Source organism: Lysobacter sp. GCM10012299, assembly GCF_042649405.1.
Taxonomy (GTDB): domain Bacteria; phylum Pseudomonadota; class Gammaproteobacteria; order Xanthomonadales; family Xanthomonadaceae; genus Lysobacter_J.
Genome location: NZ_JBHRZC010000002.1, coordinates 139,102 through 165,302 on the forward strand (window position 1 = coordinate 139,102; position 26,201 = coordinate 165,302).

A 26,201-nucleotide genomic window follows, 5' to 3' on the forward strand; every position below is an offset into this window, starting at 1 on the left:
GGCACGAATCCTGCCGGGCGGGTGCGGAAAAGCAGGTTAGCCGGGCTTACAGCGTGGTGATGACCTCGCCGCTCGCGCTGCGCAGCAGCTCGGCCACCTGCGTGCGCTGCGCATGCGATAGCGCATGCACCACCACCGCATAGCGGCCTTCGCCGAGTGCGTCCTGCACCTTGAGGATGTAGAGGTCGTGATCGGGCCGCAGCGTGACCAGGCCGCCGAACATCAGTCCCGCGACCGCGGCGAAGAAGATGATCGCGCCGGCGGCATACGGGGCCGAGTTGACGATGAAGGGGATCTTCAGCGCCCACAGCACGCCGAACAGCGCGGCGCCCAGTGCCGCACCCAGCAGGCCGAGCCAGAAATGCGCGCGCAGCATCGTCGAGAAAATGCCCTGGCTCTCCGGCTCGAGCTTCTTGCCCGCACGCGGATCGTGAGGAGCGACCACGCGCACCTGGCTGTCCTTGAGGTGCAACGTGCGGCGAATCGTGTCGGCCGCCTGCAATGCGGCCGCCTTGCTGTCGAGGACGGCGGCGACCTTGCTGTTGGAGACTTCGCCGGTGATCACATGGTCGGTCATGACACGCTCCTGTGGGCTGTCATCAGCCAGGCTGTCATCGCGACCATCGTCTGGCCCGGGCGGTTGCCTAACCGTGAATTCGCGGTGATCGCAGGGCGCGCGGCTCATCAAGGTGACGGTGGCGTCAGCGGAACGTGTGCATAGCGGCTCCGGCACGGGATAATGGCGGCTTGTTTCCGGCTTGCGGCCTCCCGCGAGCGCCACCGAGCCGCCATGACCGTCGATCTTCCCCTTCCCGAGTACCCCTTCACCCCGCAGCGCCTGCAGGTCCGCCCCGGCATCGGGATGAGCTACCTGGACGAAGGTCCGCGCGACGGCGAAGTGGTGGTCATGCTGCACGGCAACCCGTCGTGGAGCTATTACTGGCGTCGACTGGTGCTGGGCCTGCGCGACCGCTACCGCTGCATCGTGCCCGACCACGTCGGCATGGGCCTTTCGGACAAGCCCGACGATTCCGCCGGTGCCAGCCCGGGCTATCGCTACACCCTGCAATCGCGCATCGACGACGTCGAGACGCTGCTGCAGACACTGGGCGTCACCGGCCCGGTGACGCTGGCGGTGCACGACTGGGGTGGCGGCATCGGTTTTGGCTGGGGCCTGAAGCATTCGGCGCAGATCCGCCGGCTGGTGATCCTCAACACCGGCGCGTTTCCGTTGCCGGCGGCCAAGCCGCTACCGAAATCCCTGCGCCTGGGCCGCGATTCGTCGCTGGGCACCGGCATGATCCGCGGGCTCAACGCCTTTGCCGCGATTACCGCGCGCGTCGGCGTCGAGAACGCGATGCCGGCCGAGGTCCGCCACGCCTACCTGGCGCCGTACGACAGCTGGGCCAATCGCATCGCCACCTCGCGTTTCGTCCAGGACATCCCGCTGGGCGAGGGCGATGCCGCCTGGCCGCTGGTGCAGGCGATGGGGCGCAAGCTGCCCAAATACGCAGATCGCCCGACGTTCATCGGCTGGGGCCTGCGCGACTTCGTATTCGACAAGCATTTCCTCGAGGGCTTCACCGACGCGCTGCCGCAGGCGCAGGTGCACGCGTTCGAAGATGCCGGGCACTACGTGCTGGAGGACAAGGCCGCTGTGCTGGTGCCGGAGATCCGCACGTTCCTGGACACGCACCCGCTTTGACTCACAACACAGGCAGCGGGTTCTTGTCTGCCTCGCCGACGCCCGTCCAGTCGTCCTGCGTGAGTACCGCCAGCCCATGCGCCACACGTGCCTTGTCGCACTGCGCGCTGGCGGCGCCGAACTCCCACGACGCCGGCACCGCCGCGCAGACCGACGGGCGCCGGTCGTGGATGCTGCAGCGGCTGTAGCGGCCGATGTCGGCGTCCAGCGCCACGCAGCTCGGCTTCGCCTGCGAGGTACCGCGCATGACCCGCTCGTGCGAACGCAGCGACTCGGTCAGTTCCACGGGCACGCGTCCGCCCAGGTCCGGGTCGGCCTCGGACCAGTGGAAACTCACGCGGAAGAAGGCGCAGCAGGCGCCGCAGGTCAGGCAGGGGTGTTGCATGGACGGGCGGGGCGCGGAAACAGCAGTCGGGGGCGCGATTCTGAGGCTTTGCCAGCGCGACGCAAGCGTTGTGCATAAAGGCGGAAATGAATGGATAGCATGAACGGATGAGCACCCCCTGCAACATCGCCGCCTCGCTGCCCGGTCTGGCCGCGCAGTTCCCCGACCGGGTCGCCATGCGCTGCCCCGGCAGCCGCGGCCCCGACGGCCTGGCCCGGTTCGACCTGGCCCTGACCTACCGGGAGCTGGACGCCCGCAGTGACGCCATCGCCGCCGGCCTGGCCCGCCGCGGCATCGTCCGCGGCACCCGCACGGTGGTGATGGTGCGGCCGTCGCCGGAGTTCTTCCTGCTGATGTTCGCTCTCTTCAAGGCCGGCGCGGTGCCCGTGCTGGTCGACCCGGGCATCGACCGGCGCGCGCTGCGGCAGTGCCTGGACGAGGCCCGCCCCGAGGCGTTCATCGGCATTCCGCTGGCGCAGGTGGCGCGGGTGGTGCTGGGCTGGGCTCGGTCGGCGACGGTCAGGATCACCACCGGCCGCCGCGCCTGGCTGGCCGATGCCACCTTGGCGCGCGTCGAAGCCGAGGGTGCGGGCGCCGGATCGCAACTCGCCGCGACCGAACCCGACGACGTCGCCGCGATCCTCTTCACCAGCGGCTCGACCGGCATCCCCAAGGGCGTGGTCTACCGCCACCGCCACTTCGTCGCCCAGATCGCCATGCTGCGCGACGCCTTCGGCATCGGTGCCGGTGGCGTGGACCTGCCGACCTTCCCGCCGTTCGCGCTGTTCGACCCGGCGCTGGGGCTGACTTCGATCATCCCCGACATGGACCCGACCAAGCCGGCGCTGGCCGATCCGCGCAAGCTGCACGACGCCATCGCCCGCTTCGGCGTCGACCAGCTGTTCGGTTCGCCGGCACTGATGGCGGTACTCGCCGGTCACGGCATGCCGCTGCCGACGGTGAAGCGCGTGACCTCCGCTGGCGCGCCGGTGCCGGCCGATGTGGTGGCGAAGATGCGCGAACTGCTGCCCGACGACGCGCAGTTCTGGACGCCGTACGGCGCCACCGAATGCCTGCCCGTGGCCGTCATCGAAGGCCGCGAGCTGCAGGCCACCCGCGCAGCGACCGAAGCCGGTGCCGGCACCTGCGTCGGGCGCCCGGTCGCCCCGAACGAGGTGCGCATCATCGCCATCGGCGACGACGCGATCGCGCAGTGGTCGCCCGACCTGGAAGTCGCGACCGGCGTGGTCGGCGAAATCTCCGTGGCCGGTCCCAGCGTGACCGACCAGTACTTCAACCGCGAAGCGCAGACCCGCTTGGCGAAGATCCGTGAGCGCCTGGCCGACGGCAGCGAACGCATCGTGCACCGGATGGGCGACGTCGGGTACCTCGATGCGGAGGGCCGGTTGTGGTTCTGCGGTCGCAAGTCGCACCGGGTCGAGACCGGGCAGGGGCCGCTGTACACCGAGCAGGTCGAACCGGTGTTCAACACCCACGGCCAGGTGCGGCGCACGGCGCTGGTCGGCATCGGTACGCCGGGAGCGCAACAGCCCGTACTGTGCGTGGAGCTTCAGCCTGGCGTCGACGCCGGGCAGTGGCCGCGGATCGAACGCGAGCTGCGCGCGCTGGGGCAGACGCAGCCGCACACGGCCGACATCGACCGGTTCGCGCTGCATCCGAAGTTCCCGGTCGATATCCGCCACAACGCCAAGATCGGCCGCGAGAAGCTGGCCTCGTGGGCCGCGGCGTTACTGAAATCGTGACGCGGTGCTTCGCTCCGATGTGCCATAGCGTTAGACCATCTACCCAGCAACAACGCCGGCGTCGGCAAAGGCCACAACAACAATGAAGATCCTGGTAACCGGCGGCGGTGGCTTCCTCGGGCAGGCGTTGTGCCGCGGTTTGCGCGCACGCGGCTACGAGGTGGTGAGCTTCAACCGCGGCCGCTACGACGCGCTCGATGGGATCGGGGTGACCCAGGTGCAGGGTGACCTGGCCCAGCGCGATGCCATCGTCTCCGCTGCGCGCGGCTGCGATGCGGTGTTCCACAACGCCGCCAAGGCCGGCGCCTGGGGCAGCTACGAGAGCTACCACCTGGCGAATGTCGTGGGCACCGACAACGTCCTTGCCGCCTGCCGCGCGCACGGCATCGGTCGTCTCGTCTACACCTCCACGCCGAGCGTCACCCACCGCGCCACCCATCCGGTCGAAGGCGGCACCGCGCAGAACGTGCCCTACGGCGAGCACCTCAAGGCGCCCTACGCCGCCACCAAACAGATCGCCGAACGTGCCGTGATCGCCGCCAACGACACCTCGCTGGCCACCATCGCGCTGCGCCCGAGGCTGATCTGGGGCGTGGGCGACAACCAGCTGCTGCCGCGACTGGTCGAGCGTGCCAAGGCCGGGCGCCTGCGCTTCGTCGGCGACGGCGAGAACCGCATCGACACCACGTACGTCGACAATGCCGCGCAGGCGCATCTTGATGCGTTCGACCATCTCAGCCCTGGCGCGGCCTGCGCCGGGCGGCCGTACTTCATCAGCAACGGCGAACCGAAGACCGTGCGCGAGATCATCAACGGCCTGCTGCAGGCCGCGGGTGCGCCGACGGTGACCAAGACCATCCCGTTCCGCGCCGCCTATGTCGCAGGCGTGCTGTGCGAAGGGCTGTGGCATGCGCTGCCGCTCAAGGGCGAACCGCCGATGACGCGCTTCCTTGCCGAGCAGCTGAGCACCACGCACTGGTACGACATGGCGCCGGCCAAGCGCGACTTCGGCTACGTGCCGCGCGTGAGCATTCACGAGGGCCTCACCCGGCTGAAGGCCGCATGGACGGAACACGCCGCCGTCACCCACTGAAAACGAAAACCCGGGCAGGATCGGAGTACACCCATCAGGCGCGACGCGCCGGAGGTTTTCGATGCTGCACTACGCAGTGGTGTTCTTCGTCATCGCGATCATTGCCGCTGTGCTGGGCTTTACCGGCATCGCCGGCACGGCCAGCAACATCGCGTGGATCCTCTTTGTCGTCTTCCTGATCCTGGCCATCGTTTCCATGCTGCGCGGCAGACGCGTCTGACCAGCGCATGATCGTTGCCACCCGGACGGCCAGGGCCCCCGCAATGGGCCCTGGCCGTCCTGCATTGGGGACCACAGGGGCAGGGCTACAATGACCGGATGACAGACCCATCCGCACACCCGGCCCCCTCGGCGCTGGCCGCGCTCAAGCCCATTGCCGGCCGTGCCCTGGAGGCCGCGCTCAATCGCGCGCTGGCACTGGACCCGGACACCCGCGACGGACTGCGCACCCTCGACGGGCGCCGTGTTGCCCTGCGCGTGGCCGCGCCGCCGTTGGCACTGCAGGTGCGCGTGGCCGGCGAACGGCTTGAGGTAGGGCCCATCGAAGGCGAGGGCGAGCCTGACCTGTCGGTCCGCAGCACCTTGGGCGGATTGCTGTCGCAGCTGCCGTTCCTGCGCAACGACGACGCCCCGCCGGTGGGCAAACTGCGCATCGAAGGCGACGCCGAACTGGCGCGCCGCCTGCAGCGCCTGGCCGAACGCTTCGATCCGGACTGGCAGCAACCGTTCGTCAGCGTCTTCGGCGAAGTGCTCGGCGTGCAGATCGCCAACTCGTTCGCGGCCGGCTTGCGCCACGCCCGCGGTGCCGCCGGTGCCTTTGCCGGCAACGCCGCCGAGTACGTCACCGAGGAATCGCGCGACGTGATCCCGCGCGAAGAACTCAACGCCTTCCATGACGATGTCGACACCCTGCGTGACGATGTGGAACGCCTGGCCGCGCGCGTGGGTCGCTTGCGCCTGCGTACCGGGGGCGGTGCATGAAGCCTGTGTTCCGTGCATGGCGCATCGGCCGCGTGCTGTTGCGCTACCGCCTTGACGATCTGCTCGACGACACCCCGGTCGAACCGTGGCTCAAGCTGGCGCGGCCGTTCGTGCCGCGCGCGTCGGCCGAAATCGCGGCGCAACCGCGTGGCGCCCGCCTGCGCCTGGCGCTGCAGGAACTGGGCCCGATCTTCGTCAAGTTCGGCCAGATCCTGTCGACGCGACGCGACCTCGTGCCGCCGGATGTCGCCCAGGAACTGGCCCTGCTGCAGGACCGCGTCGCACCGTTTGATGGCGAGGCCGCGCGCCTGATCGTCGAGCGCGCGCTGGAGCGTCCGGTCAGCGAAGCGTTCGCCCAGTTCGACACGACGCCACTGGCCTCCGCTTCGATCGCCCAGGTGCACGCGGCGACCTTGCCGCCGGATGCCAATGGCGTATCGCGCGAAGTCGTGGTCAAGGTGCTGCGGCCGAACATCGAAAAGCAGATCAGCGGCGACATCGCCCTGCTCAAGGCCGTGGCCGGGATCGTCGATCGCACCCACCCCAGCGCCGACAAGATCCGCCCGCGCGCAATCGTCGAAGAGATCGAGAACACGCTCGCCGCCGAACTCGACCTGCAGCGCGAAGGCGCCAACGCCAGCGTGCTCCGCCGGTTCTGGGCCGACAGCGACGACCTGTACGTGCCCGAGGTGATCTGGTCGCACACCGCCGAGCGAGCGCTGACGCTCGAACGCGTGCGCGGCATCCCGTCCGACGACATCGAAGCGCTGGATGCGGCCGGCATCGACCGCCACGCGCTCGCCGCCAAGGGCGTGCGCGTGTTCTACACGCAGGTCTTCCGCGACAACTTCTTCCATGCCGATGCCCACGCCGGCAACATCTGGGTCGACAGCGACCCGGCGCGACGCAACAACCCGCGTTTCATCGCGCTCGACTTCGGCATCATGGGCCAGCTCTCGGACGAGGATCAGTACTACCTCGCCGAGAACTTCATGGCGATCTTCAACCGCGACTACCGCCGCATCGCCGAGCTGCACGTGCGCGCCGGCTGGATGCCGTCGCACATCCGCATCGACGAGCTTGAGGCGGCTGCGCGCGCGGTGTGCGAGCCGTATTTCACCCGTCCGTTGAGCGAGATCTCGCTGGCCGAAGTGCTGCTCAAGCTGTTCCGCACCGCGCAGCGTTACGAGCTGACGCTGCAGCCGCAGCTGATCCTGCTGCAGAAGACCCTGCTCAACATCGAGGGTGTCGGCCGCCTGCTCGATCCCAAGCTCGATATCTGGGCGGTGGCGCGACCGGTGCTGACCAAGATCCTGGTCGAGCGCTACAGCCCGCAGCGCCTGGCCAGCGAGTTCCGCAAGCGCCTGCCGGAGCTGGTCACGCACGCGCCGGAGATGCCGCGCCTGCTGCACGCCTGGCTGACCCAGCAGGTCGAGGGCAAGTCCGAGCTGCACCTGCATTCGCGCGACCTCACCGAGCTCAACCGTTCGATCCGCTCGGCCCAGCGCCGCACCGTCGCCGCCGTGCTCGGCGTCGGCCTGCTGATCTGCGCCACGGTGCTGTACGGCCTGGAAGCCGGCGGCCCGACCCTGTGGTCGATCCCGGCCGCGGCGTGGATCGCAGGCCTCGGCGGCGTGTGGGCATTGCTGGCCGCCTGGCCCCGCCGCTCGTAGCTCTGCTCCGCTCCGCTCCTCCCCCTGCGAATGCAGGGGGAGGCCGGCCACACTCGAATCAACAGCAATGAATACCCCAACCCCTGACGACCCTCTGCGGTTGGAGCCAGAGCCAGAGGCCCTCGACGTGCTCTACGTCGACGAGCAGCTCGCCGTGGTCAACAAGCCTGCCGGCCTGATGGTCCACGACAGCGCCCTGGCGCGCGGCGAAACCGACTTCGCTGCCGATCGGCTGCGCGAGCAGTTCGGCAAGCCGATCTTCCTGGTGCATCGCCTCGACCGCGCCACCAGCGGCTGCCTGCTGCTCGCCTTCGATCGCGACAGTGCTTCGGCGCTGGGCAAGGTGCTGATGTCGCGCGAAGTCGAGAAGGACTACTGGGCGATCTGCCGCGGTTGGCCGGAAGAAGACTTCGTCGTCGACTACCCGCTCGATGGCGGCCCGGGCAAGCCGCTCAAGAAGCCGGCCATCACCCGCTTCAAGCGTTTGGCGACGACCGAGCTGGAACTGCCGTCGGCCAACTTCCCGACCTCACGCTATGCATTGCTGTGCGCGCAACCGGAAACCGGGCGCTTCCGCCAGATCCGTCGCCACCTCAAGCATCTGTCGCACCACATGATCGGCGACACCAGCCACGGCGACGGTCGCCACAACCGCCAGTTCCGCATGTTGGGCATCCATCGCATGCTGCTGCACGCGCGCCGGCTGGCGTTCGTGCACCCGCTCGACGGCCGGCGCATCGAAGTGATCGCGCCGCCGGATGCCGAGTTCGCGAAGGCGCTGGCATTGTTCGGCCATCCGGACGCCCCGCCGCCCACGGCCTGATTGCTAAAGTTGCGCCATGCTCGAGATCAGCGACAACCTGGCCATTCCCGACGACGAGCTGGTCGAGCGTTTCGTGCGCTCGTCCGGCCCGGGCGGGCAGAACGTCAACAAGGTCGCCACGGCGGTCGAGTTGCGCTTCGACCTGGCCGGCTCGCCGTCGCTGCCCGAGCCGGTGCGGGCGCGCCTGCTGGCCAAGCGCGACCGTCGCATCACCGACGAGGGCGTGCTGGTGATCAGCGCCCAGCGCTTCCGCACCCAGGACCGCAACCGCGAAGACGCGCGCGAACGCCTGGCGGCCTTCATCGCCACCGGCCTGTTCGCGCCGACTCCGCGCGTGGCGACGCGACCGACCCGTGCGTCCAAGGAGCGGCGGCTCAGCGGGAAGCGCGAACGCGGTACGATCAAACGCGGTCGCGCGGTTCGCGATTGGGATTGAGGACCGCGGCAACAGAACCACGCTGACTTAGAAGCAGCACGAGCCAAGAGGGGCCAATGGCCGAGATTGACGACCAACGGGTTTTGAACCTGCCGCCGAACGCGCCGCGGGTGAAACCCAATGCCTTCACGCGTTGGCTCGGCCGCGCCATCCTCCGCGCCGGCGGCTGGCGCATGGTCGGTGCGTTCCCCGACATCCCGCGCCTGGTGTTGATCGGTGCGCCGCACTCGTCCAACTGGGATGGCATCTGGGGCTTCGCCGCGAAGATGGCGATGGGCCTGGACCTCAAGGTCCTGGGCAAGGATTCATTGTTCAAGCTGCCGGTGATGGGCGCGCTGATGCGCCACCTCGGCGTGATCCCGGTCGATCGCAAGGCGGCCCATGGCGTGGTCGAGCAGGCGGCGCGGATGATCCGCGAGGCCGACAAGCTCTGGTACGCGCTGGCGCCCGAAGGCACGCGCCGCGCGGTGGAACGCTGGAAGCCCGGCTTCTGGCGGATCGCCAAGGCGGCAGCGGTGCCGGTGGTGCCGGCGTACTTCCATTACGGCCACAAGGTGATCGGCATCGGCCCGCCGTTCGACCTGGGCGAGGACTTCGACAGCGACTTCAACCGCATCCGTAACTGGTACCGCGGCGTGTCGAAGGGCAAGAACCACGACGCCTGACGATCTTCTCCTCCCCCTGCTCGCAGGGGGAGGCCGGGAGGGGGTCGAGGCCGCAGGCCGAGGGAGCCCTCAGCGCTCCGACTGCCCGGTCGAGTAATAGTCCCCGCGCTCGAACAGCGCCGGCTTTATTAATTCTGTAAATGCCCTGGCCTGCGGTGATAAATATTTCCCCTTCCGGACCACGACCCCATAGGTCCGCGACGGGAAGTACTCCGCCAGCGACCGCGCCGAGAGGCGCTCGCGGTCGGCCTCGGTCAGGCAGATCGCGGTGACGATGCTGATGCCCAGCCCCATCGCCACGTACTGCTTGATGACCTCCCAGCCGCCGACCTCCAGCGCCACCGTGTACGGCACCCGGTTCTGCTGGAACACCAGGTCGATCAGGCGGTAGGTGGTCAACCGCTGGGGCGGAAGGATCAGGCCATACGGCGACAGGTCCTGCAGGTGCAGGTCCTCCTTGCGCGCCAGGGGGTGGTCGCGCGGCGTGATCAGCATCGGCTCGAAGCGGTACACGGGCTCGTAGCTGAGATCGGCCGGCACATCCAGCATCGAGCCCACGGCCAGGTCGACCCCGTCCGACCGCAGCAGGTCGAGCCCGCCGGCACCGGTGACGTTGTGCAGGGTCAGCCGCACCTCCGGGTGGGCGGCGCGGAAGGCTTCAACGATCCGCGGCAGCAGATAGAGGATGGTCGAGCTGCCCGCGGCGACATTCAGTTCGCCGGCATCAAGGCCGCGGATCTTCTCCAGGAACACCGAATCCAGCGCGTCCAGGCCCTCCACCAGCGGTCGGGCCAGCTCGTAGAGCTCCTGGCCCTCGCGGGTGAGGGTGATCCGGCGGCCGCTGCGCTCGAGCAGCCGCACCCCCAGTTCGCGCTCCAGCGCCTGCAATTGCAGGGTTACCGCCGGCTGGCTGAGGTAAAGCGCCTCGGCCGCCCGCGACACCGAACCCAGGCGCGCGGTCTGGCAGAACGCGCGAAGGGGCTTGAGGCGGTCCCCCTTGTAGGCGAACCGCGGGCTGGCAGGCGGCTGGCTGGCCATGGTTTCAATACTTATTAAGGAAAGTAATGATTAGCATTGAAAAATCTTGATTGTCAAATAACACACGCCGCCGCATGGTGACTCCACAAGGTGACCACGGAGTTACAGGCATGTCGGCAGTGATGGCCAAGCGGCAAGACGGCGAGATCCATGAGATCGCCGAGGGCAATATCGAAGTCCTGGCCCAGGCCGAGGGCCAGGACCAGGTTCTGACCCCCGCCGCGCTCGGGTTCCTGGCCGGACTCCACCGCCGTTTCGAAGCGGCGCGCCAGTCGCGCCTCGACGTCCGCCTGGCGCTCCAGTCGCATTTCGACGCCGGCGGCCTGCCCGACTTCCGCGCCGACACCGCCGCCATCCGCAATGGCGACTGGAAAGTGGCGTCGCTGCCGCAGGCCCTGCTCGACCGCCGCGTCGAGATCACCGGCCCGGTCGACCCGAAGATGGTCATCAACGCGCTCAACTCCGGCGCGAAGGTCTACATGGCCGACTTCGAGGACAGCACCTCGCCGACCTGGGACAACCTCATCGCCGGACAGCGCGCGCTGATCGGCGCCGTCGCAGGCACGCTCGAGTTCACCGCCGTGGGCGCCGATGGCAACCCCGGCAAGCACTACACCCTGCGCCCGTTCGAGGAGCAGGCCGTGCTGATGGTGCGCCCGCGTGGCTGGCACCTCGACGAGAAGCACGTCCTGATTGATGGCGCGCCGATGTCGGCCAGCCTGTTCGACCTGGGCCTGTTCGCTTTCCACAATTCGGACGTGCTCGCCGCGAAGGATCGCGGACCCTATTTCTACCTGCCCAAGCTGCAGTCGATGGAAGAGGCGCAGCTGTGGAACGAGGTCATCGACCACGTCGAGCGCGAACTGCGCCTGGCGCCAGGCCAGATCAAGGTCACCGTGCTGATCGAGACGCTGCCGGCGGTGTTCGAGATGGACGAGATCCTGCACGCGCTGCGCACGCGCATCGCCGGCCTCAACTGCGGCCGCTGGGATTACGTGTTTTCGTACATCAAGACCTTCCGCCGCCATCGCGACAAGGTGCTGCCCGAGCGCGCCCAGGTCACGATGACCCAGCCGTTCCTCAAGGCCTACTCGGAACTGCTGATCCAGACCTGCCACAAGCGCGGCGCGCACGCGATGGGCGGCATGGCCGCACAGATCCCGATCAGCGGCGACGAAGCCGCCAATGAAATCGCGATGGCCAAGGTCCGCGCCGACAAGCTGCGCGAAGTGACCGCCGGCCACGACGGCACCTGGGTCGCGCATCCGGCGCTGATCCCGCTGGCGCGCGAAATCTTCGACGAGCGCATGCCCACGCCCAACCAGCGTCATGTGTTGCGCGAAGACGTCTGGGTCACCCGCGATGACCTCATCAAGCCCTCGCTGGGCACCATCAGCCGCGCCGGTTTCGAAGGCAACGTCGAGGTCTGCGTGCGCTATCTCGCCGCCTGGCTCGATGGCAATGGCTGCGTGCCGATCCACTGGCTGATGGAAGACGCGGCGACCGCCGAGATCGCCCGCACACAGCTGTGGCAATGGCTGCACAGCGATGGCCTGCACCTGGACGACGGCACGCCGGTCGACTTTGCATTGCTCGAACGCGCCTTCCTCAACCTGCCCGGCCGCCTCGGCGACCGCGCGCGCATGCCGGGTGCCAGTCGCATCAACGAAGCGATCGGCGTGCTTGATCGACTCACCCATGCCGACGTGCTGGAGGACTTCCTGACCTTGCCGGCTTACGCACGACTCGACTGACGCAACCCATCCCCACCCAACCCTCCCCTTGAAGGGGAGGGCTTCAAAAAAAGAAACGAGCAGAGGGCACCGCCATGACCACCGCATTGCACACCGCCGAACAACTCCGCCACGACTGGGCCACCAACCCGCGCTGGGCCGGCATCGACCGCCCGTACTGCGCCCAGGATGTCGTGCGCCTGCGCGGCACCGTGCCGGTCGAGCACACCATCGCCAAGCTCGGCGCGAACAAGCTGTGGGCCTCGCTGCACAGCGAACCGTTCGTCAACGCGCTCGGCGCGCTGACCGGCAACCAGGCGATGCAGCAGGTCAAGGCCGGCCTCAAGGCGATCTACCTGTCGGGCTGGCAGGTCGCCGCCGACGCCAACATCGCCGGCGAGATGTACCCCGACCAGTCGCTGTATCCGGCCAACTCGGTGCCGCAGGTCGTGCGCCGCATCAACAACACCCTGCTGCGCGCCGACCAGATCCAGTGCGCCGAAGGCAGCGGCGACATCGACTTCCTGCAGCCGATCGTGGCCGATGCCGAGGCCGGCTTCGGTGGCGTGCTCAACGCCTTCGAACTGATGAAGGGCATGATCGAGGCCGGCGCCTCCGGCGTGCACTTCGAAGACCAGCTGGCCAGCGTCAAGAAGTGCGGCCACATGGGTGGCAAAGTGCTGGTGCCGACGCGCGAAGCGGTCGAGAAGCTGGTCGCCGCGCGCCTGGCCGCCGACGTCATGGGCGTGCCGACGCTGATCGTCGCCCGCACCGACGCCGAGGCCGCCGACCTCATCACCTCCGACATCGACCCGAACGACGCACCGTTCATCACTGGCGAGCGCACCGTCGAAGGCTTCTTCAAGACCCGCAATGGCCTGGACCAGGCGATCAGCCGCGGCCTCGCCTACGCGCCGTATGCCGACCTGGTGTGGTGCGAGACCGGCAAGCCGGACCTGGAGTTCGCGCGCAAGTTCGCCGAGGCGATCCACGCCAAGTTCCCCGGCAAGCTGCTGGCCTACAACTGCTCGCCGAGCTTCAACTGGAAGAAGAACCTCGACGACGCGACCATCGCGAAGTTTCAGAAGGAAATCGCCAGCTACGGTTACAAGTTCCAGTTCATCACGCTGGCCGGTTTCCACAGCCTCAACTACGGCATGTTCAACCTGGCCCACGGTTACGCACGCCGCCAGATGAGCGCGTTCGTCGAGTTGCAGGAAGCCGAGTTCGCCGCGGCCGAGAAGGGCTTCACCGCGGTCAAGCACCAGCGCGAAGTCGGCACCGGTTACTTCGACGCGGTGACCCAGACCATCCAGGGCGGCAAGTCCTCGACGGTGGCGCTGAAGGGCTCGACCGAGGAAGAGCAGTTCCACGAAAAGCGCGCCGCGGCCGCCTGAGAAAATTTCTCGGTTAGCTTCACTGCCCTGGCCCAAAAGCCGGGGCAGTGCAGGGGGAGCCTCGTCACCCCGGCGAACGCCGGGACCCAGGCCCGCCCCCTCGCAGCCCGGATTTTGCCGCATTTGGCTCCCTGAACGCAGCGGCCACGTCCCTCACCGGCGCCGTTTCTGGATCCCGGCATGGGCCGGGATGACGTAAGAAACGACGTGGCACCCGGCCCCAAAAGCGTTAAGCCACCCCGTCCTCAACCCCCGCTTTTCACCGTATTCCACCGTGTTCAGGTGCTATTCTCCAGCCTCACCACGGACCGGGGTCGTGGGATGACTCGCGAAAACGCGGCTGTTGCACACAGTCGCGACACCCTCATCGCAGGCACACCCAGCACGGCGTCGGCGGATGTGGCGACGGCGGTGCTTACCAATTCGGAATACGAATTGTTTGCCGAGATTGGCCGCTCGCGGCGGATCGAAGAAGGGCAGGTGTTGTTCCGCCGCGGCGAACTCGGCACGACCATGTTCGTGATCGCGCGCGGCATCATCGACCTCGACTTCGGCGAGGACCTCGTCGGCAAGCGCCTGGGTCCGTGCGAATTCTTCGGCGAGCTGGGACTGCTGATCGGCGACCACGTCCGCAGCGCCGATGCCGTCGCCGCCAGTGACGGCCTGCTGATCGAACTGCGCCACGAGGAATTCCAGCGCCTGGTCGAACGCGACCCGGGCCTGGTGTCGTACTTCCTGCGCCGCGCGATCCTGCGCGTGGTGCTCAACGAACAAAGCCTCATTCGTCGCCTGCGCCGCCGCAACGAGGAACTCGAGTCCGCACTCGACAGCCTCTACGCCGCCACGCACCAGCTCAACCAGACCGAAGAGCTGATCCGCACCGACGAACTGACCAGCCTCTACAACCGTCGCGGCTTGACCCTGCACCTGCAGGAGTACCGCAAGCTCGGCATGCCGCACGCGATGGGCCTGCTGCTGATCGACTGCGACCGCTTCAAGCAGGTCAACGACGAGCACGGCCACCTCATCGGCGACCGCGTGCTGCAGGGCGTGGCCAACATCCTGCGCTCGGTGGCCGGCCCCGACGACCTCGCCTGCCGCCTCGGCGGCGACGAGTTCTGCCTGTTGATGGTGGCCGACAGCCGCGACGAAGTGATGCGCTTCGCCGACTTCGTCGTCTCCACCGCCCAGGGCCTGATGCAGATGGTGCACGGCGCCCCGTTGATGTGTCCGCTCAGTGTCGGCGCCTGCCTGGTCGACCCGGAGAAGGACTGGAATGACTGGTACGCCCGTGCCGACGAAGGCCTGTACCGGGCCAAGCGCATGGGTGGCAATTGCGTGCAATGGCAGGATCACGATGCGGAACTGACCTCGGCCTAGGCCGAAGAGGGAAGCACCATCGATGAATGAGATGACCCATCGCCCGTCGATCGATTCGCCGCAGCTGCGCACGTTGCTGCTGACGGACCTGTGCGACTCGACCGCGCTGGTCGAGAGCATCGGTGACGTCGCCACCGCCACGCTGTTCCGCGACCACGACCGCCTCGTGCTGGACCTCCAGCAGCGCTGGCGCGGGCGATTGATCGACCGCTCCGACGGCTTGTTGCTGATGTTCGAGCGACCCATCGACGGCCTCGGCTTCGCCCTCGACTACGTCCGCACGCTGGAAGTGATGAGCGCCTCGCTCGGCAAGGAGATCAAGGCTCGGGCCGGCCTGCACGTCGGCGAAGTGCTGACCTGGCGCAACACCGACGAAGCTGTCCTCGCCGGCGCCAAGCCGCTCGAAGTGGAGGGACTGGCGAAGCCAACTGCCGCGCGCCTGATGTCGATGGCGCGGCCCGGGCAGATCCTGCTCTCGGCCGTGGCCGAGCCGCTGGCCCACCGCGCCGCGCGCGAGCTGGGCGAACGCGGCCAGCAGCTGCTGTGGAAATCGCACGGACGCTGGCGCTTCAAGGGCATGCCCGAAAGCCAGCAGGTCTACGAAGTCGGCGAACCTGGCATCGCCCCGCTGCGCGCACCGCCGAACACGCCCAAGGCGTGGCGCGACATCCCGCTGTGGCGCCGACCGGCATCGCTGGTGGCCGAAGCGGCCGTGCTGGTGCTGTTCGGCATCGGCACCTGGTTCATGACCCGTCCTGCGCCGGCGATCGCCTTCAACCAGCGCGACTGGGTGGTGGTGGCGGACCTGCGCAACCTGACCGGGCAGACCGTACTGGACGACTCGCTCGAGCAGGCGTTCCGGATCAGCCTGGAGCAGTCGCGCTACGTCAATGTGCTGAGCGACCTGAAGGCCCGCGATGCGCTTGCCCGGATGCAGCTAAAGCCGGGCGCCGTCATGGATCGCGCGATTGCATCGGAGGTCGCGTTGCGTGACGGTGCCCGCGCGGTGATCTTGCCGACGGTGGCCGAAGTGGGTGGCCGAGTGCGGGTAAGCGCCGAAGTTATCGATCCGCATACCCAGACAACTGTGTACGCCGAGTCCATCGACGGCGTGGGGGTCCAGTCGGCGCTCACGTCCATTGACGAGGTCACCGCATCGCTTCGCGAAAAGCTGGGTGAAGCGATCGCATCGATCGATCAGGATTCTGCGCCGTTGCCCGCTGTAACTACTTCGAACCTTGACGCCCTTCGTGCATATGCCCTCGGCCAAAAGGCGATGCAACGCCAGGACTATCCGCAGGCCCTGGAGATGTACGGCAAGGCTACCGAGCTGGATCCGAAATTTGCGTTGGCCTGGCTCGGGCAGATGCGAGTGAAGAACGGGCAGGTCAAGGCGCCGGAGGCCGTCGAGATGCTACGCAAGGCCCAGGCCGCGCGTGATCATCTTGCACCACGCGAGGCAATGTACCTGGACGCATGGGTGGCGAGATTCGACACGCCGGGCAAGGCGTTGGACAAGTGGCAGCAGCTCGCCCGTCTGTATCCAGACTACAAACCTGCTCAATCGAACACGGCAATCTGGCTGTACGAAGACAATCGCTTCCAGGAGGCTCTGCCCTACGCACAGAGCGCCGCGGTCAAGCAGTACGAGCTGGCATCCACCGGGTACGACATGGCCGGGCGTGCCTATCTCGGAATCGGGCAATACCGGCTTTCCGCGCAGGCATTCGACCAGGCAATCAGTCTTGGCGCCGCAAGCAGCCTGCGCCGGCGGGTGATTGTCGAGGCGGCGCAGCGCAACTTTGACGCTGCCATGAAGCTGGAACAGGGACTCAGTCCCAAAGATCAGCATGCTTACCTCGAGCGGACCACCATTGCGGTGGATCGGGCGGATTGGGTCGCCGCCAGGAAGCTATCTCGCGATGGGCTCGCGTTGGTGCAGAAGGATGACGGCTTGGACAGTCGAAACTTCCTGTTGCCCGTGGCCGTATCGCAGTGGTTGTCTGGTGACCAGGCATCTGCACGTTCGAACACAGCCAAGGCAGCCCAGAAGGCCTTGGGTTCCCTTATGAAAGACTTCGATGCCGACGCCAGGGACGATGCCGAGCTCGCGCTCGCTTCAGCACGGCTTTCGCAGCGCTTGGGTAATCGGGACGTCGCCGCCGGTGTCTTGGCTTCGCTCAAGGCACATCCAACGCTGATGGCCATGCCTGGCCTCAGCGAAATGGCAGCCGTGGTCCGGGCGCAGGACCTCCTGATGGCCGGGCAACCGAAGGATGCTGTTGCCCTGCTCAAGCCACTCATTACTGGGCATGAGCGTTATCAGACTCTGGTGGCTTTACAGGAAGCGTACGCAGCGGCGGGTGACTTGGAATCGGCCTTGGAGGTTGCCCGCCAGCTGCAGAACCGGCGCGGGCTGGCATACATCGAGCTTAATTGCGGTCATTGCCTGCAGGCACTGAATGTTGCCGACAGCAATCTCGCCCTGCTTCAGGAAGCAGAGGTGCTCAGTCGCATGGGTCTGGGGCCTGAAGCCGAAAAGGCGCTGGCAAACTTCGACCGGCTGTGGCCGGTCGAAGTCCTCCCTGCTTACTTGAGCGAGCGGCGTTCCCGGATCAAGACGGCATCCAGGTTAGGGACCGTCTGGGAGAGCCCTGCGAGGAGCATGGCCCGGATGCTCTCGCGAGCCGCCAGGATCGCTTCCTTGGGCGCCAGCTCCTCCACCTTGCAGTCCGCGAAGGGTTCCGACTGAGCCGCCGGCACGGAGCCGCAAGCCGTCATCTTGGCGGGCGTGGGTGCTTCGTAACCAATGCTCCGCAGCGCAGACAGGTGGTCGCGTTGGAACTGCGCGCGGAACTTGTCGTCAGTGCCAAGAAGGTCCAACAACCGGTCGGCGATAGCCGGATCCAGCGGCGCAGTCAGCATCTTGTCCATCCCCGTCTCCCCTCGGAGGCCCGTTGCAGGCCGTGATGGCGCAATCTAACCGCCTGTGCCCGCCGTCACAACTGGGCTGCCGGCTGCAGCGGCGCGGTGGCTACGCAGTTGGGGCGCGTCAGTCCCCGGGCGGCTGCAGTCGCGAGCTCAGTCCCGTATCCAGCAACGGAGAGATCTGAGCCAGGCCGGACAGGAGCATGTTGCGGATCGCGCTTCTCGCCTCCGCAATCTGCGCCTTGGAGGCAAGCTCGATTCCAAAGAAGCAGCCAAGCCACGCTTCCCCTTCTGCAGGCCGATACCCAACCTGCTTCAGCGCCTCGTGGGGCGCGAGTTGGAACAACTCGCGAAAAGCATCATCCGTGCTCAAGAGCGCCAACAGGCGATCGGCGACGGCTGGATCAAACGGAGCGGTGCGGGACTTTGCTACAACCGGTGCGACAAAACTGCGCATATCGTCGGCATGCTGCATGGCGATCCCTCGTCAGATGGTGGCGGACGGCACCCGGTAGCGGGTACCGGGCACGCAAGCTACTTCCGCAATGCGCGCGTTGCAAGCAAAGTAGGGCCTTCGACCGTGGGGGCCAGGGATGCGTATCCGTCGTTGTGCAGTCTTGTTCCTCGAGCCTCGCGAGCAGACAGAGTTCGATCTGGCCGTGCTTCTCGGCGGTGGTGACGGCCTGCGCCGCGAACGCCGCTGGCTCGCCCTGGCCCCGCACCTGGGGACAGAGGTCGAGGTAGACGGCAGCGAGCGCGAACTGCTGGGGGCGATGAGCCCCGGTCAGTGGGTCGACGCTGCCGGTATCGACCAGCGTGCCGCGATGGAGCGCTTGCTCGCCGGGGGTCTGCTGGTCAGCGACGACCCTGCCCATGCCGCCATGCGTGCGCGCGACGAATCGCTGCGTGGCACCTACTGGCATCCGCTCGCCGCCACCCTGCACGCGTTCACCCGATGGAGTGGCGTGGACACAGTGAAGAACATGAAAGACAGCGGCACCGAGACGGCAGTGGAGATGCGGCAGGTGTTGGGCGTGCCGCCCGTCGAGGCCGTGCGCCGCACCCAGGCCGAGAGCCTCAAGCCGCTACCCCGCATCGCCCCCACCGCCTTCGACGACCTCCTCGCCCGCCGCGCCACCTGCCGCAACTTCGACCCGGCCCGCAAGGTGCCGTACGAGCTATTCGCCCAGCTGCTGCAGCGCGTGTTCGCCGCCCAGGCCGAGGTGCGGGTCAGCGACGACACCGTGTTCCTCAAGAAGAACGTCCCCTCCGGCGGCGGCCTGCACCCGATGGAGTGCTACCTGATCGTCCAGCACGTCGAGGGCGTGGAGCCGGGGCTGTACCACTACCAGGCGCAGGAGCACGCGCTGGAACCGCTGGCCGGCCCGGACAAGCCGCTGCGCGAATTCGTCATGGACATGGTCGCCCAGCAGCACTGGTTCGCCGACGCCCATGTGGTCGTGATGCTGTCGCCGCGCTTCGACCGCACCTTCTGGAAGTACCGCCAGCACGCCAAGGGCTACCGGGTGGTCGCACTGGAAGGCGGGCATATCTCGCAGACCCTCTACCTGGCCGCGACCGAGGCCGGGCTGGGCGCGTTCATCACCGGCGCGATCAACGAAGTCGAGCTTGAACAGGCCTTCGGGCTGGACCCGATCCACCAGGGCGCCCTGGCCATCTGCGGCTTCGGCTGGCGCGGGGAGGTCATGGAGACCGCCGAACTGGATCCGAACGAGCGCATCTGGGGGACCAAGGAGCCGGCGCCTCAAACCTGAACGATTTTGGCGTGAGGAGGCAGTCGACATTGCTGAATCGGGCAAGTTACTTTTGGCGTCCACCAACGAGGTCCGCCCGATGCGCCTTCTCCGCCTTCTCTCCACCGTTGTGCTGGGCCTGGCGATATCCATGCCGGCGTTCGCGACCACCGACAGCAAAGTGCTGATGCTCGATGACGTCCGCGCACAGCAGGCAGAGATCCGCGCGGGCGTGGAGGCCGGCGCGGGCCGCTACAAGAACCTCAGCGAGGGCGATCGCAGCGAACTGCTGGTCAGGCAGGCCCGGTTGCTGCAGACGATCGAGGGCAAGACGACCAGCAACGACCTCAACGATCTGCAGAAGAACGAAGTCTTCAACACGCTGGAATGGATCTCGGCGGTGTTGAACCACGACGACGCCGACGAACGCATGGTGTGCCAGCGCCGCCCGATCCTCGGAAGCACCCGCAAGGAGCGCATCTGCAAGACCCAGGCGCGATGGGACCAGGACCGCGAGAGTGCGCGCGACCTGATCATGCGCAGCCGTGTCTGCCCGGACTGTGTCGGCCATTGAGCGCAGGCGCGGCTTCACAACGCTGAACGAAATTTGCGCGAAAAGGCAGTCGACATTGCCAAATCTGGCAAGTTATTTTGGAGGACCCTGAGCCAGGTCCTCCACCGATGCGTTTTTTCCGCCTCCTTTCTGCCGCCGTGCTGGGCCTGGCCCTGACGTTGCCGGCATTCGCGTCCGTCGACAGCCGCGTGCTGATGGTCGATGACATCCGCACCCAGCAACGCGAGATCCGCGAAGGCGTCGAAGCCGGCACCGGTCCCTACAAGGACCTGACGTCGAGCCAGCGCAGCGAACTGCTGACCAAGCAGGACCGCATGCTGCGCACGATCGACGGCAAGAAGTCCACCGACGAACTCAACGAAGACCAGAAGACCGAAGTCTTCAACACGCTCGAGTGGATCGAAGCGGTCGTCAACAAGAGCGACGACGATGAGCGCATGGTCTGCGAGCGCCGCCCGATCCTGGGCAGCACCCGCAAGGAGCGCGTCTGCAAGACCCAGTCGCAGTGGCGCGCAGAGCGGGAAGCCGCGCGCAACGTGATGGAAAACCGCCGCATCTGCCAGGGCTGCGCCAGCAACTGACGCGCTCGCGATCGTAGCCCCGGGTAGCGTGATGCGCCCGGGGTGCGATCAGGTTCCCTGCACTTCCAGTCCGCGCGCCGCGCGCCGCAAGCCAATCGCTTCGGTCAGGTGCGGCGTGCCTATCGACACCTCGCCGGCGAGATCGGCGATGGTCCGGGCCACCCGCATGATCCGGTGCATCGAACGCGCCGACAGTTGCAGCGAATCGACGGCGCGCTCAAGTAGCGCGTGATCACTCGCTGACAGCAGGCACGTCGCGGTTGTCTCGGCCTGGCCGAGTCGCGCGTTGGGCTTGCCGCATCGTGCAACTTGTCGCTCGCGGGCTGCCAGGACGCGCGTGCGTACCGTCGCGGTGTCTTCGCCCTGCGGCGCATCCGGGCGCAGTTCCGACGGCGGCAGTCGCGCCACTTCCACATGCAGGTCGATGCGATCGAGCAATGGCCCGGAGATGCGACCGCGATAGCGCGCGATCGACTCGCTGCTGCAGCGGCAACGGCCGCAGGCGTCGCCGGCCCAGCCACAGGGGCAGGGGTTCATGGCCGCCACCAGCTGGAACCGCGCCGGGAACTCGGCGCTGCGTGCCGCGCGCGACACCGTCACCACGCCCGATTCGAGCGGTTCGCGCAGTACTTCCAGCGCGCGCCGTTCCCATTCGGGCAGCTCGTCGAGAAACAGCACGCCGTGATGGGCCAGCGAGACTTCACCCGGGCGCGGCTGCGCACCGCCGCCGATCAGCGCGACCGCACTTGATGTGTGGTGCGGCGCGCGGAACGGGCGTTCGCGCCAGCGGGCCGGGTCCAGCCCGCGACCGCTGATCGAGGCGATCGCAGCGGCTTCCAGCGCTTCGGCTTCGGATGCCTCCGGCAGCAGACCCGGGAGTCGTGAGGCGAGCAGGGTTTTTCCGCAGCCGGGCGGCCCGACCAGCAACATGTGGTGGCCGCCAGCGGCGGCGATTTCCAGTGCGCGTCGCGCATGCGCCTGGCCGCGGACGTCGGCGAGGTCGGGCTGGCCGCTGCGCACGCCTGGAACGACTTCGGCGAATGGCAGCGACTTGCGGCCGGTGAGGTGCGCGCACACTTCCAGCAATGTGCGCGCGGTGCGGGCTTCAACGCGGCTGGCGAGCGCGGCTTCGGCGCCGTTTCCGGCCGGAACGATCAGCCGTCGCCCGGCTTCGGCGGTGGCAAGGGCCGCCGGCAACACGCCGTCGACCGCGCGCAGCTCGCCGGTCAGGCCCAGTTCGCCAACGAACTCATGGTCGTTGAGCGATTGGAGCGGGATCTGCCCGCTGGCGGCGAGGATCCCCAGCGCGATGGCCAGGTCGAAGCGCCCGCCTTCCTTGGGGAGGTCGGCCGGCGCGAGGTTGATGGTGATGCGCCGCGCCGGGAACTCGAACTGGGCACACTGGATCGCCGCACGAACCCGGTCCTTGGCCTCGCGCACGGCTGCTGCGGGCAAGCCGACGATCGACATCGACGGCAGTCCGCCGGCCAGGTAGACCTCCACCCGTACCGGCGGCGCACGGACGCCCGTTCGTGCACGGCTGTGCACGAGTGCCAGGTTCATGCGGGAACAGGCTTAGTGGCGCGGAGACGCGTCGCCGCCAAGCTGGGCTTCGAGCTCGGCGACGGTGCGCTGCAGCTCATCGAGCTTCTCGCGGGTGCGCAGCAGGACCGCGCGCTGAACTTCGAACTCCTCGCGCGTGACCAGGTCGAGCTTGGCCAGGCCGGACTGCAGCACCGACTTGAAGTTCTGCTGGAGCTCCTCGCGGCTCTCCCGCAGGCCCGGCGGGACCAGGGTGCTCAGGCGGCGGGCGAGGTCGTCGATGTGGTTGAGGTCGATCATGGGTGATGTGTCCTCCAGCAGTCATCGCAGCTTGCGGTGGGGGCCGTGAGGGCGCCGTAGGCGTCTGCTGCAACCTGCTGTAAGGAAATTCCGAGCGGGCGGGACACTGTAGCGCACGGCGTCTCACCGGTGTCGGCGCCTTGAGTGGGGGAGGCGACTCGGTCACCATGAGCCCCGCGCACCGGCCAGGCACCGTCATCCGCCCTGGTCCGCAGACCCTCCCCCATCGACTGCATCATGCAAAAACTGCTCCGCACCACCTGCGCACGCCGTCTTCGCCACCTGGTTGCCGGCGCCCGCCATGGCGCCTTCCCGTCAAGCTCGCCGTCGGCGCATGCGCCCGCATGCAATATCTGCGGCTACCGCCTGTTGGCGTCCCGCGATGTGATCTCAGCACGGGAGGTGCGCAGTTGCGTCGCCTGCGGGTCGACGCTGCGCTTCCGCGCCATCATGGCCGCATTGCAGTCGAGCCTGGACGGCGATGGCCAGGTCCGCGCGCTCGAGCGCCTGCCCAGGCGCAAGTACCTCCGGGGCATCGGCATGAGCGATGCAGGCCTGTACGCCAACGCGCTGGAGAGCAAGTTCGGTTACACCAATACCTTCTTCCACACCGAGCCGTTGCTGGACATCCGCGCACCGGGCGCGCACCAGATTGGCCAGTTCGACTTCGTCGTCAGCAGCGATGTCCTGGAGCACGTGGATGGGCCACCGCAGCGCGCCTTCAGCAACCTGCGGGCGCTGCTGAGGCCCGGCGGCACGCTTGCATTCACCGTCCCCTATGCCGTGGAAGGGGAAACGGTCGAGCATTACCCCGAGCTGCATGACTACAGGATCGAGGGCGAAGGCGACACGCGGGTGCTGATCAATGTCACGGCCGATGGCAGTGAGCAGCGTTTCACCGACCTGTGTTTCCACGGCGGCGACGGTTCCACGCTGGAGCTGCGAAGGTTCGCCTATCCGCACCTGGTGCGGTTGCTGGAGGCGGCCGGGTTCCAGGACATCCGGCTGCACGATGCGGACCATCCGGAGTGGGGCATCGTCCATCAGTCGAAACTGGGCCTGCCGATCACGGCGAAAGCGGCGTAGCCGACCCACGAGGTAGGCGCCGATGCTCGCGCGGGCGCGGTCTTCGCTATCCTGCCGCATGGCAGGGGTCCGGTCCGGACCGGGAGAGATGCGATGAAGATGGTCATGGCGGTGATCAAGCCGTTCAAGCTCGACGACGTCCGCGAGGCGCTGGCCGAGGCCGGCGTGGCCGGGATCACCGCCACCGAGGTCAAGGGGTTCGGTCGGCAGAAGGGCCATACCGAGCTCTACCGCGGCGCCGAATACGTCGTCGACTTCCTGCCCAAGATCAAGCTCGAAGTCGCCATCACCGACGACCAGGTCGAGGCCGTGGTCGAAGCGATCATGAAGGCGGCCGGCACCGGCAAGATCGGTGACGGCAAGATCTTCGTCTGGGACCTCGAACGCGCGGTGCGCATCCGCACCGGCGAGATGGACGGCGACGCGCTCTAGTATTCCGCAGCACCCTGCCCAACAGGCCCGTCGCGCCACGGACCGGCGTCGTAACGACCAATGACATGTAAATGAGCCGACTTCCCGGGCTGGACCTGCTGCGTGCCATCGCCGTCATCTGGGTGATGCTGTTCCACTCTTTCCTCGTCGGTGGCCTCGGCCCCGATTTCGCTTGGCTCTCGCGCTTCGGCTGGATGGGCGTGGACATCTTCTTCGTCCTCAGCGGCTTCCTGATCGGCCGCCAGGTGCTGGCACCGCTGGCGCGCGGCGAGCGACTGTCGTTCGCCGCGTTCTACTCACGCCGCGCCTGGCGCATCGTGCCGGCGTTCGCGGTGGTGCTGGCGATCTACGTCGCGTTCCCCGCCCTGCATGAGGCCGATGGCATGGCGCCGTGGTGGCAGTTCGCCACCTTCACGATGAACCTGCTGGTCCACTACGACACGCAGGCGGCGTTCTCGCATGCGTGGTCGCTGTGCGTGGAGGAGCACTTCTACCTGGTGTTCCCGGCACTGGCGTGGTGGCTGACGCGACGGCCTTCGGTGGCGAAGTTCGCAGGCCTGTGCGTATTCGTCCTGCTCGCCGGCATCGCGGTGCGCACCGGCACGTGGCTGCACGACGCCGCGCTCGATCCGCCGCGCAACTGGTTCGTCGAGGACATCTATTACCCGACCTGGAACCGCCTCGATGGCCTGTTGGCCGGCGTGGTGCTGGCGACCCTTTCGGTCTATCGCCCGGCGCTGTGGGCACGCATGGGCGAACGCGCCAATGCCTTCCTGGTGATCGGCCTGCTGATGATGGCGCTGGCGTTCTGGCTGTTCCGGGAGCGCACGGGGCTGCTGGGCAACTCGATCGGCTGGCCGGTTTTGTCGGCGGCCATCGCCTGCCTGGTGGTGGCGGGCGCCAGCACGCGCAGCTGGATCGGGCGTTGGCACGTGCCAGGCGCGGCATGGATCGCGGCAATCTCGTACAGCCTGTACCTGAGCCACAAACTGGTCTTCCATGCCGTCGACCTGCAGTTCGGCCAATGGCTGCAGGATCGTGGCCTGATCGCGTTCGCGGTCTACGCATTGGCGACGCTCGCCGGCGGGGCACTGCTGCACTACGCCGTCGAGCGGCCGTTCCTGCAACTGCGCGCGCGGCGGGAATCCACGCGCCGCAGTGCCGCGGCAAGCGGCGAACCCGTTACCGCCTGATCATTGCCGTTTGAGCACGCGGTACAACCGCCGCCAGCCATCGCGTATGGCGCGCACCCAGCTCGGTTCGGCCAGTGCCGCGGCCTGCTGAGGCGTCGGGCCTTCGCCGGTCAGGCGCTGCTGCATCTTGAACACATTGGCCAGGTCGCTGCGGCGCAGTTGCCGCACCAGGGGCAATGCGCGCAGCCAGCGCGGCGTGCGCAGCGCCGACGCGTAATCGATCAGCACAGGCGTCGTGCCGCAGACAAGGATGTTGGACGCGTGCAGGTCGTTGTGGGTGATGCCGGCGGCATGCAGGCTGACCACCGCGCCGCGCAACTGCTGGAACAACTGCGTTCCGGCCGCTTGCAGGGTGTCGTTGTCGAGCGGCTCGCCGTGCACCAGTTCCATGCCCAAGGCGAGGCCGCCGATCGTGCCAAGCAGCGCCGGCGCATGGCGCCAGCCGCGCAGCAGCCGCAACACGCGCGCCTCGCGCCGCACCAGGATGCGCGCGAACGGCGCCAGCGGCGTCCAGCGATAGCGGCTGTAGTCCTTGATCACGGCAGGGCGGCCGCCGAGTTCGGCTACGTAGACATTGGGCTCGAGCAGTCGTTCGCCATGCTTGAGCATCCGCGACGGTCGCGGCACCGGCCGCACCTGCGGGGCCGGGGGTTTCAGCAGATTCATTGGGCGGCATCCAGGCCGGCACCGTGAACCGCCTGGGGGAGGGAACGGGCCGGTCTCGCAGGGGGAGGGCGAG

Annotated in this window: 26 protein-coding genes and 1 pseudogene; 19 read left to right on the forward strand and 8 right to left on the reverse strand. The window is 67.5% G+C overall.

The features are described from left to right. Nucleotides 1–46 precede the first annotated feature (46 nt). Nucleotides 47–577, reverse strand: coding sequence for a hypothetical protein (locus ACFOPO_RS04990; RefSeq protein WP_386701540.1), 531 nt, complete (start codon nt 575–577; stop codon nt 47–49). A 213-nt stretch (nt 578–790) separates the two neighbouring features. Between ACFOPO_RS04990 and ACFOPO_RS04995 the strand changes: the two genes are divergently transcribed. After that, a complete protein-coding gene (locus ACFOPO_RS04995) occupies nt 791–1,705 on the forward strand; it encodes an alpha/beta fold hydrolase (protein ID WP_386701542.1) in 915 nt (304 codons plus the stop codon). 1 nt (nt 1,706) lies between these two features. Here the strand turns inward: ACFOPO_RS04995 and ACFOPO_RS05000 are convergent, their stop codons facing one another. Continuing rightward, on the reverse strand, nt 1,707–2,090 hold the full coding sequence (locus ACFOPO_RS05000) for a YkgJ family cysteine cluster protein (RefSeq protein WP_386701544.1): 384 nt from the start codon (nt 2,088–2,090) through the stop codon (nt 1,707–1,709). Between the two features lie 107 nt (nt 2,091–2,197). Here ACFOPO_RS05000 and oleC point away from each other — a divergent pair, with 107 nt between their 5' ends. The 8 genes from oleC (at nt 2,198) to ACFOPO_RS05040 (ending at nt 9,524) form a co-directional block, all read left to right on the forward strand. After that, nucleotides 2,198–3,853, forward strand: a complete 1,656-nt coding sequence (gene oleC, locus ACFOPO_RS05005) for an olefin beta-lactone synthetase (protein ID WP_386701546.1) — start codon at nt 2,198–2,200, stop codon at nt 3,851–3,853. Nucleotides 3,854–3,935: 82 nt separating this feature from the next. After that, a complete protein-coding gene (gene oleD, locus ACFOPO_RS05010) occupies nt 3,936–4,946 on the forward strand; it encodes a 2-alkyl-3-oxoalkanoate reductase (protein WP_386701549.1) in 1,011 nt (336 codons plus the stop codon). Between the two features lie 61 nt (nt 4,947–5,007). Then, nucleotides 5,008–5,166, forward strand: coding sequence for a DUF1328 domain-containing protein (locus ACFOPO_RS05015; protein WP_200608293.1), 159 nt, complete (start codon nt 5,008–5,010; stop codon nt 5,164–5,166). A gap of 98 nt (nt 5,167–5,264) precedes the next feature. Beyond that, on the forward strand, nt 5,265–5,927 hold the full coding sequence (locus tag ACFOPO_RS05020; RefSeq protein WP_386701551.1) for an SCP2 domain-containing protein: 663 nt from the start codon (nt 5,265–5,267) through the stop codon (nt 5,925–5,927). Beyond that, on the forward strand, nt 5,924–7,600 hold the full coding sequence (ubiB, locus tag ACFOPO_RS05025; protein ID WP_386701553.1) for a ubiquinone biosynthesis regulatory protein kinase UbiB: 1,677 nt from the start codon (nt 5,924–5,926) through the stop codon (nt 7,598–7,600). Before ACFOPO_RS05020 ends, ubiB begins: the two co-directional genes overlap by 4 nt. Before the next feature lie 67 nt (nt 7,601–7,667). Beyond that, nucleotides 7,668–8,423: a pseudouridine synthase gene (locus ACFOPO_RS05030; RefSeq protein ID WP_386701555.1), complete on the forward strand. Its 756-nt coding sequence runs from the start codon at nt 7,668–7,670 to the stop codon at nt 8,421–8,423. A gap of 16 nt (nt 8,424–8,439) precedes the next feature. Continuing rightward, the gene (arfB, locus tag ACFOPO_RS05035; protein ID WP_386701557.1) at nt 8,440–8,859 is read left to right on the forward strand and encodes an alternative ribosome rescue aminoacyl-tRNA hydrolase ArfB; all 420 of its coding nucleotides are present in this window, start codon (nt 8,440–8,442) and stop codon (nt 8,857–8,859) included. A gap of 56 nt (nt 8,860–8,915) precedes the next feature. Next, nucleotides 8,916–9,524, forward strand: coding sequence for a 1-acyl-sn-glycerol-3-phosphate acyltransferase (locus ACFOPO_RS05040; RefSeq protein WP_386701560.1), 609 nt, complete (start codon nt 8,916–8,918; stop codon nt 9,522–9,524). A 69-nt stretch (nt 9,525–9,593) separates the two neighbouring features. Here ACFOPO_RS05040 and ACFOPO_RS05045 read toward each other — a convergent pair whose 3' ends face one another. After that, on the reverse strand, nt 9,594–10,562 hold the full coding sequence (locus ACFOPO_RS05045; RefSeq protein WP_386701562.1) for a LysR family transcriptional regulator: 969 nt from the start codon (nt 10,560–10,562) through the stop codon (nt 9,594–9,596). 110 nt (nt 10,563–10,672) lie between these two features. On the opposite strand from ACFOPO_RS05045, the gene aceB reads away from it, so the two are divergent. The 4 genes from aceB to ACFOPO_RS05065 all read left to right on the forward strand — a co-directional run bounded on the left by aceB (nt 10,673) and on the right by ACFOPO_RS05065 (nt 17,824). Beyond that, nucleotides 10,673–12,316 carry a malate synthase A gene (gene aceB, locus ACFOPO_RS05050; protein WP_386701564.1) on the forward strand — a complete coding sequence of 548 codons (1,644 nt, stop codon included), beginning with the start codon at nt 10,673–10,675 and terminating at the stop codon, nt 12,314–12,316. 74 nt (nt 12,317–12,390) lie between these two features. Further along, entirely contained in the window at nt 12,391–13,692 is a 1,302-nt protein-coding gene (aceA, locus tag ACFOPO_RS05055) for an isocitrate lyase (RefSeq protein ID WP_241917676.1), read from the forward strand. A 321-nt stretch (nt 13,693–14,013) separates the two neighbouring features. Then, on the forward strand, nt 14,014–15,072 hold the full coding sequence (locus ACFOPO_RS05060; RefSeq protein ID WP_386701567.1) for a diguanylate cyclase domain-containing protein: 1,059 nt from the start codon (nt 14,014–14,016) through the stop codon (nt 15,070–15,072). 22 nt (nt 15,073–15,094) lie between these two features. Next, a complete protein-coding gene (locus tag ACFOPO_RS05065; protein ID WP_386701569.1) occupies nt 15,095–17,824 on the forward strand; it encodes a putative peptide modification system cyclase in 2,730 nt (909 codons plus the stop codon). On the opposite strand, the pseudogene ACFOPO_RS05070 reads toward ACFOPO_RS05065, so the two are convergent. Next, nucleotides 17,758–18,006 (reverse strand): annotated as a pseudogene (locus ACFOPO_RS05070) (NHLP-related RiPP peptide); the annotation flags it as partial. The gene ACFOPO_RS05065 and the pseudogene ACFOPO_RS05070 overlap by 67 nt on opposite strands. A gap of 118 nt (nt 18,007–18,124) precedes the next feature. Continuing rightward, nucleotides 18,125–18,475: an NHLP-related RiPP peptide gene (locus ACFOPO_RS05075; RefSeq protein WP_386701571.1), complete on the reverse strand. Its 351-nt coding sequence runs from the start codon at nt 18,473–18,475 to the stop codon at nt 18,125–18,127. A gap of 118 nt (nt 18,476–18,593) precedes the next feature. On the opposite strand from ACFOPO_RS05075, the gene ACFOPO_RS05080 reads away from it, so the two are divergent. From ACFOPO_RS05080 to ACFOPO_RS05090, 3 genes are all read left to right on the forward strand, one after another. Further along, nucleotides 18,594–19,775 (forward strand): putative peptide maturation dehydrogenase, encoded by a 1,182-nt coding sequence (locus ACFOPO_RS05080; RefSeq protein WP_386701573.1) that lies wholly within the window; start codon nt 18,594–18,596, stop codon nt 19,773–19,775. 79 nt (nt 19,776–19,854) lie between these two features. Beyond that, entirely contained in the window at nt 19,855–20,328 is a 474-nt protein-coding gene (locus ACFOPO_RS05085; RefSeq protein WP_386701576.1) for a hypothetical protein, read from the forward strand. A 107-nt stretch (nt 20,329–20,435) separates the two neighbouring features. Further along, nucleotides 20,436–20,909, forward strand: coding sequence for a hypothetical protein (locus ACFOPO_RS05090; RefSeq protein ID WP_386701578.1), 474 nt, complete (start codon nt 20,436–20,438; stop codon nt 20,907–20,909). Nucleotides 20,910–20,957: 48 nt separating this feature from the next. Here the strand turns inward: ACFOPO_RS05090 and ACFOPO_RS05095 are convergent, their stop codons facing one another. Continuing rightward, nucleotides 20,958–22,472: a YifB family Mg chelatase-like AAA ATPase gene (locus tag ACFOPO_RS05095; RefSeq protein ID WP_386701581.1), complete on the reverse strand. Its 1,515-nt coding sequence runs from the start codon at nt 22,470–22,472 to the stop codon at nt 20,958–20,960. A gap of 12 nt (nt 22,473–22,484) precedes the next feature. Then, nucleotides 22,485–22,751 (reverse strand): accessory factor UbiK family protein, encoded by a 267-nt coding sequence (locus ACFOPO_RS05100; RefSeq protein ID WP_386701583.1) that lies wholly within the window; start codon nt 22,749–22,751, stop codon nt 22,485–22,487. A 237-nt stretch (nt 22,752–22,988) separates the two neighbouring features. Here ACFOPO_RS05100 and ACFOPO_RS05105 point away from each other — a divergent pair, with 237 nt between their 5' ends. The 3 genes from ACFOPO_RS05105 to ACFOPO_RS05115 all read left to right on the forward strand — a co-directional run bounded on the left by ACFOPO_RS05105 (nt 22,989) and on the right by ACFOPO_RS05115 (nt 25,462). Continuing rightward, nucleotides 22,989–23,837 carry a class I SAM-dependent methyltransferase gene (locus ACFOPO_RS05105; RefSeq protein WP_386701586.1) on the forward strand — a complete coding sequence of 283 codons (849 nt, stop codon included), beginning with the start codon at nt 22,989–22,991 and terminating at the stop codon, nt 23,835–23,837. Between the two features lie 93 nt (nt 23,838–23,930). Then, nucleotides 23,931–24,269: a P-II family nitrogen regulator gene (locus ACFOPO_RS05110; protein WP_158732151.1), complete on the forward strand. Its 339-nt coding sequence runs from the start codon at nt 23,931–23,933 to the stop codon at nt 24,267–24,269. A gap of 71 nt (nt 24,270–24,340) precedes the next feature. Next, nucleotides 24,341–25,462 carry an acyltransferase family protein gene (locus ACFOPO_RS05115; protein ID WP_386701588.1) on the forward strand — a complete coding sequence of 374 codons (1,122 nt, stop codon included), beginning with the start codon at nt 24,341–24,343 and terminating at the stop codon, nt 25,460–25,462. On the opposite strand, the gene ACFOPO_RS05120 is transcribed toward ACFOPO_RS05115, so the two are convergent. After that, nucleotides 25,463–26,128 carry a kinase gene (locus tag ACFOPO_RS05120; protein ID WP_386701590.1) on the reverse strand — a complete coding sequence of 222 codons (666 nt, stop codon included), beginning with the start codon at nt 26,126–26,128 and terminating at the stop codon, nt 25,463–25,465. Nucleotides 26,129–26,201 lie beyond the last annotated feature (73 nt).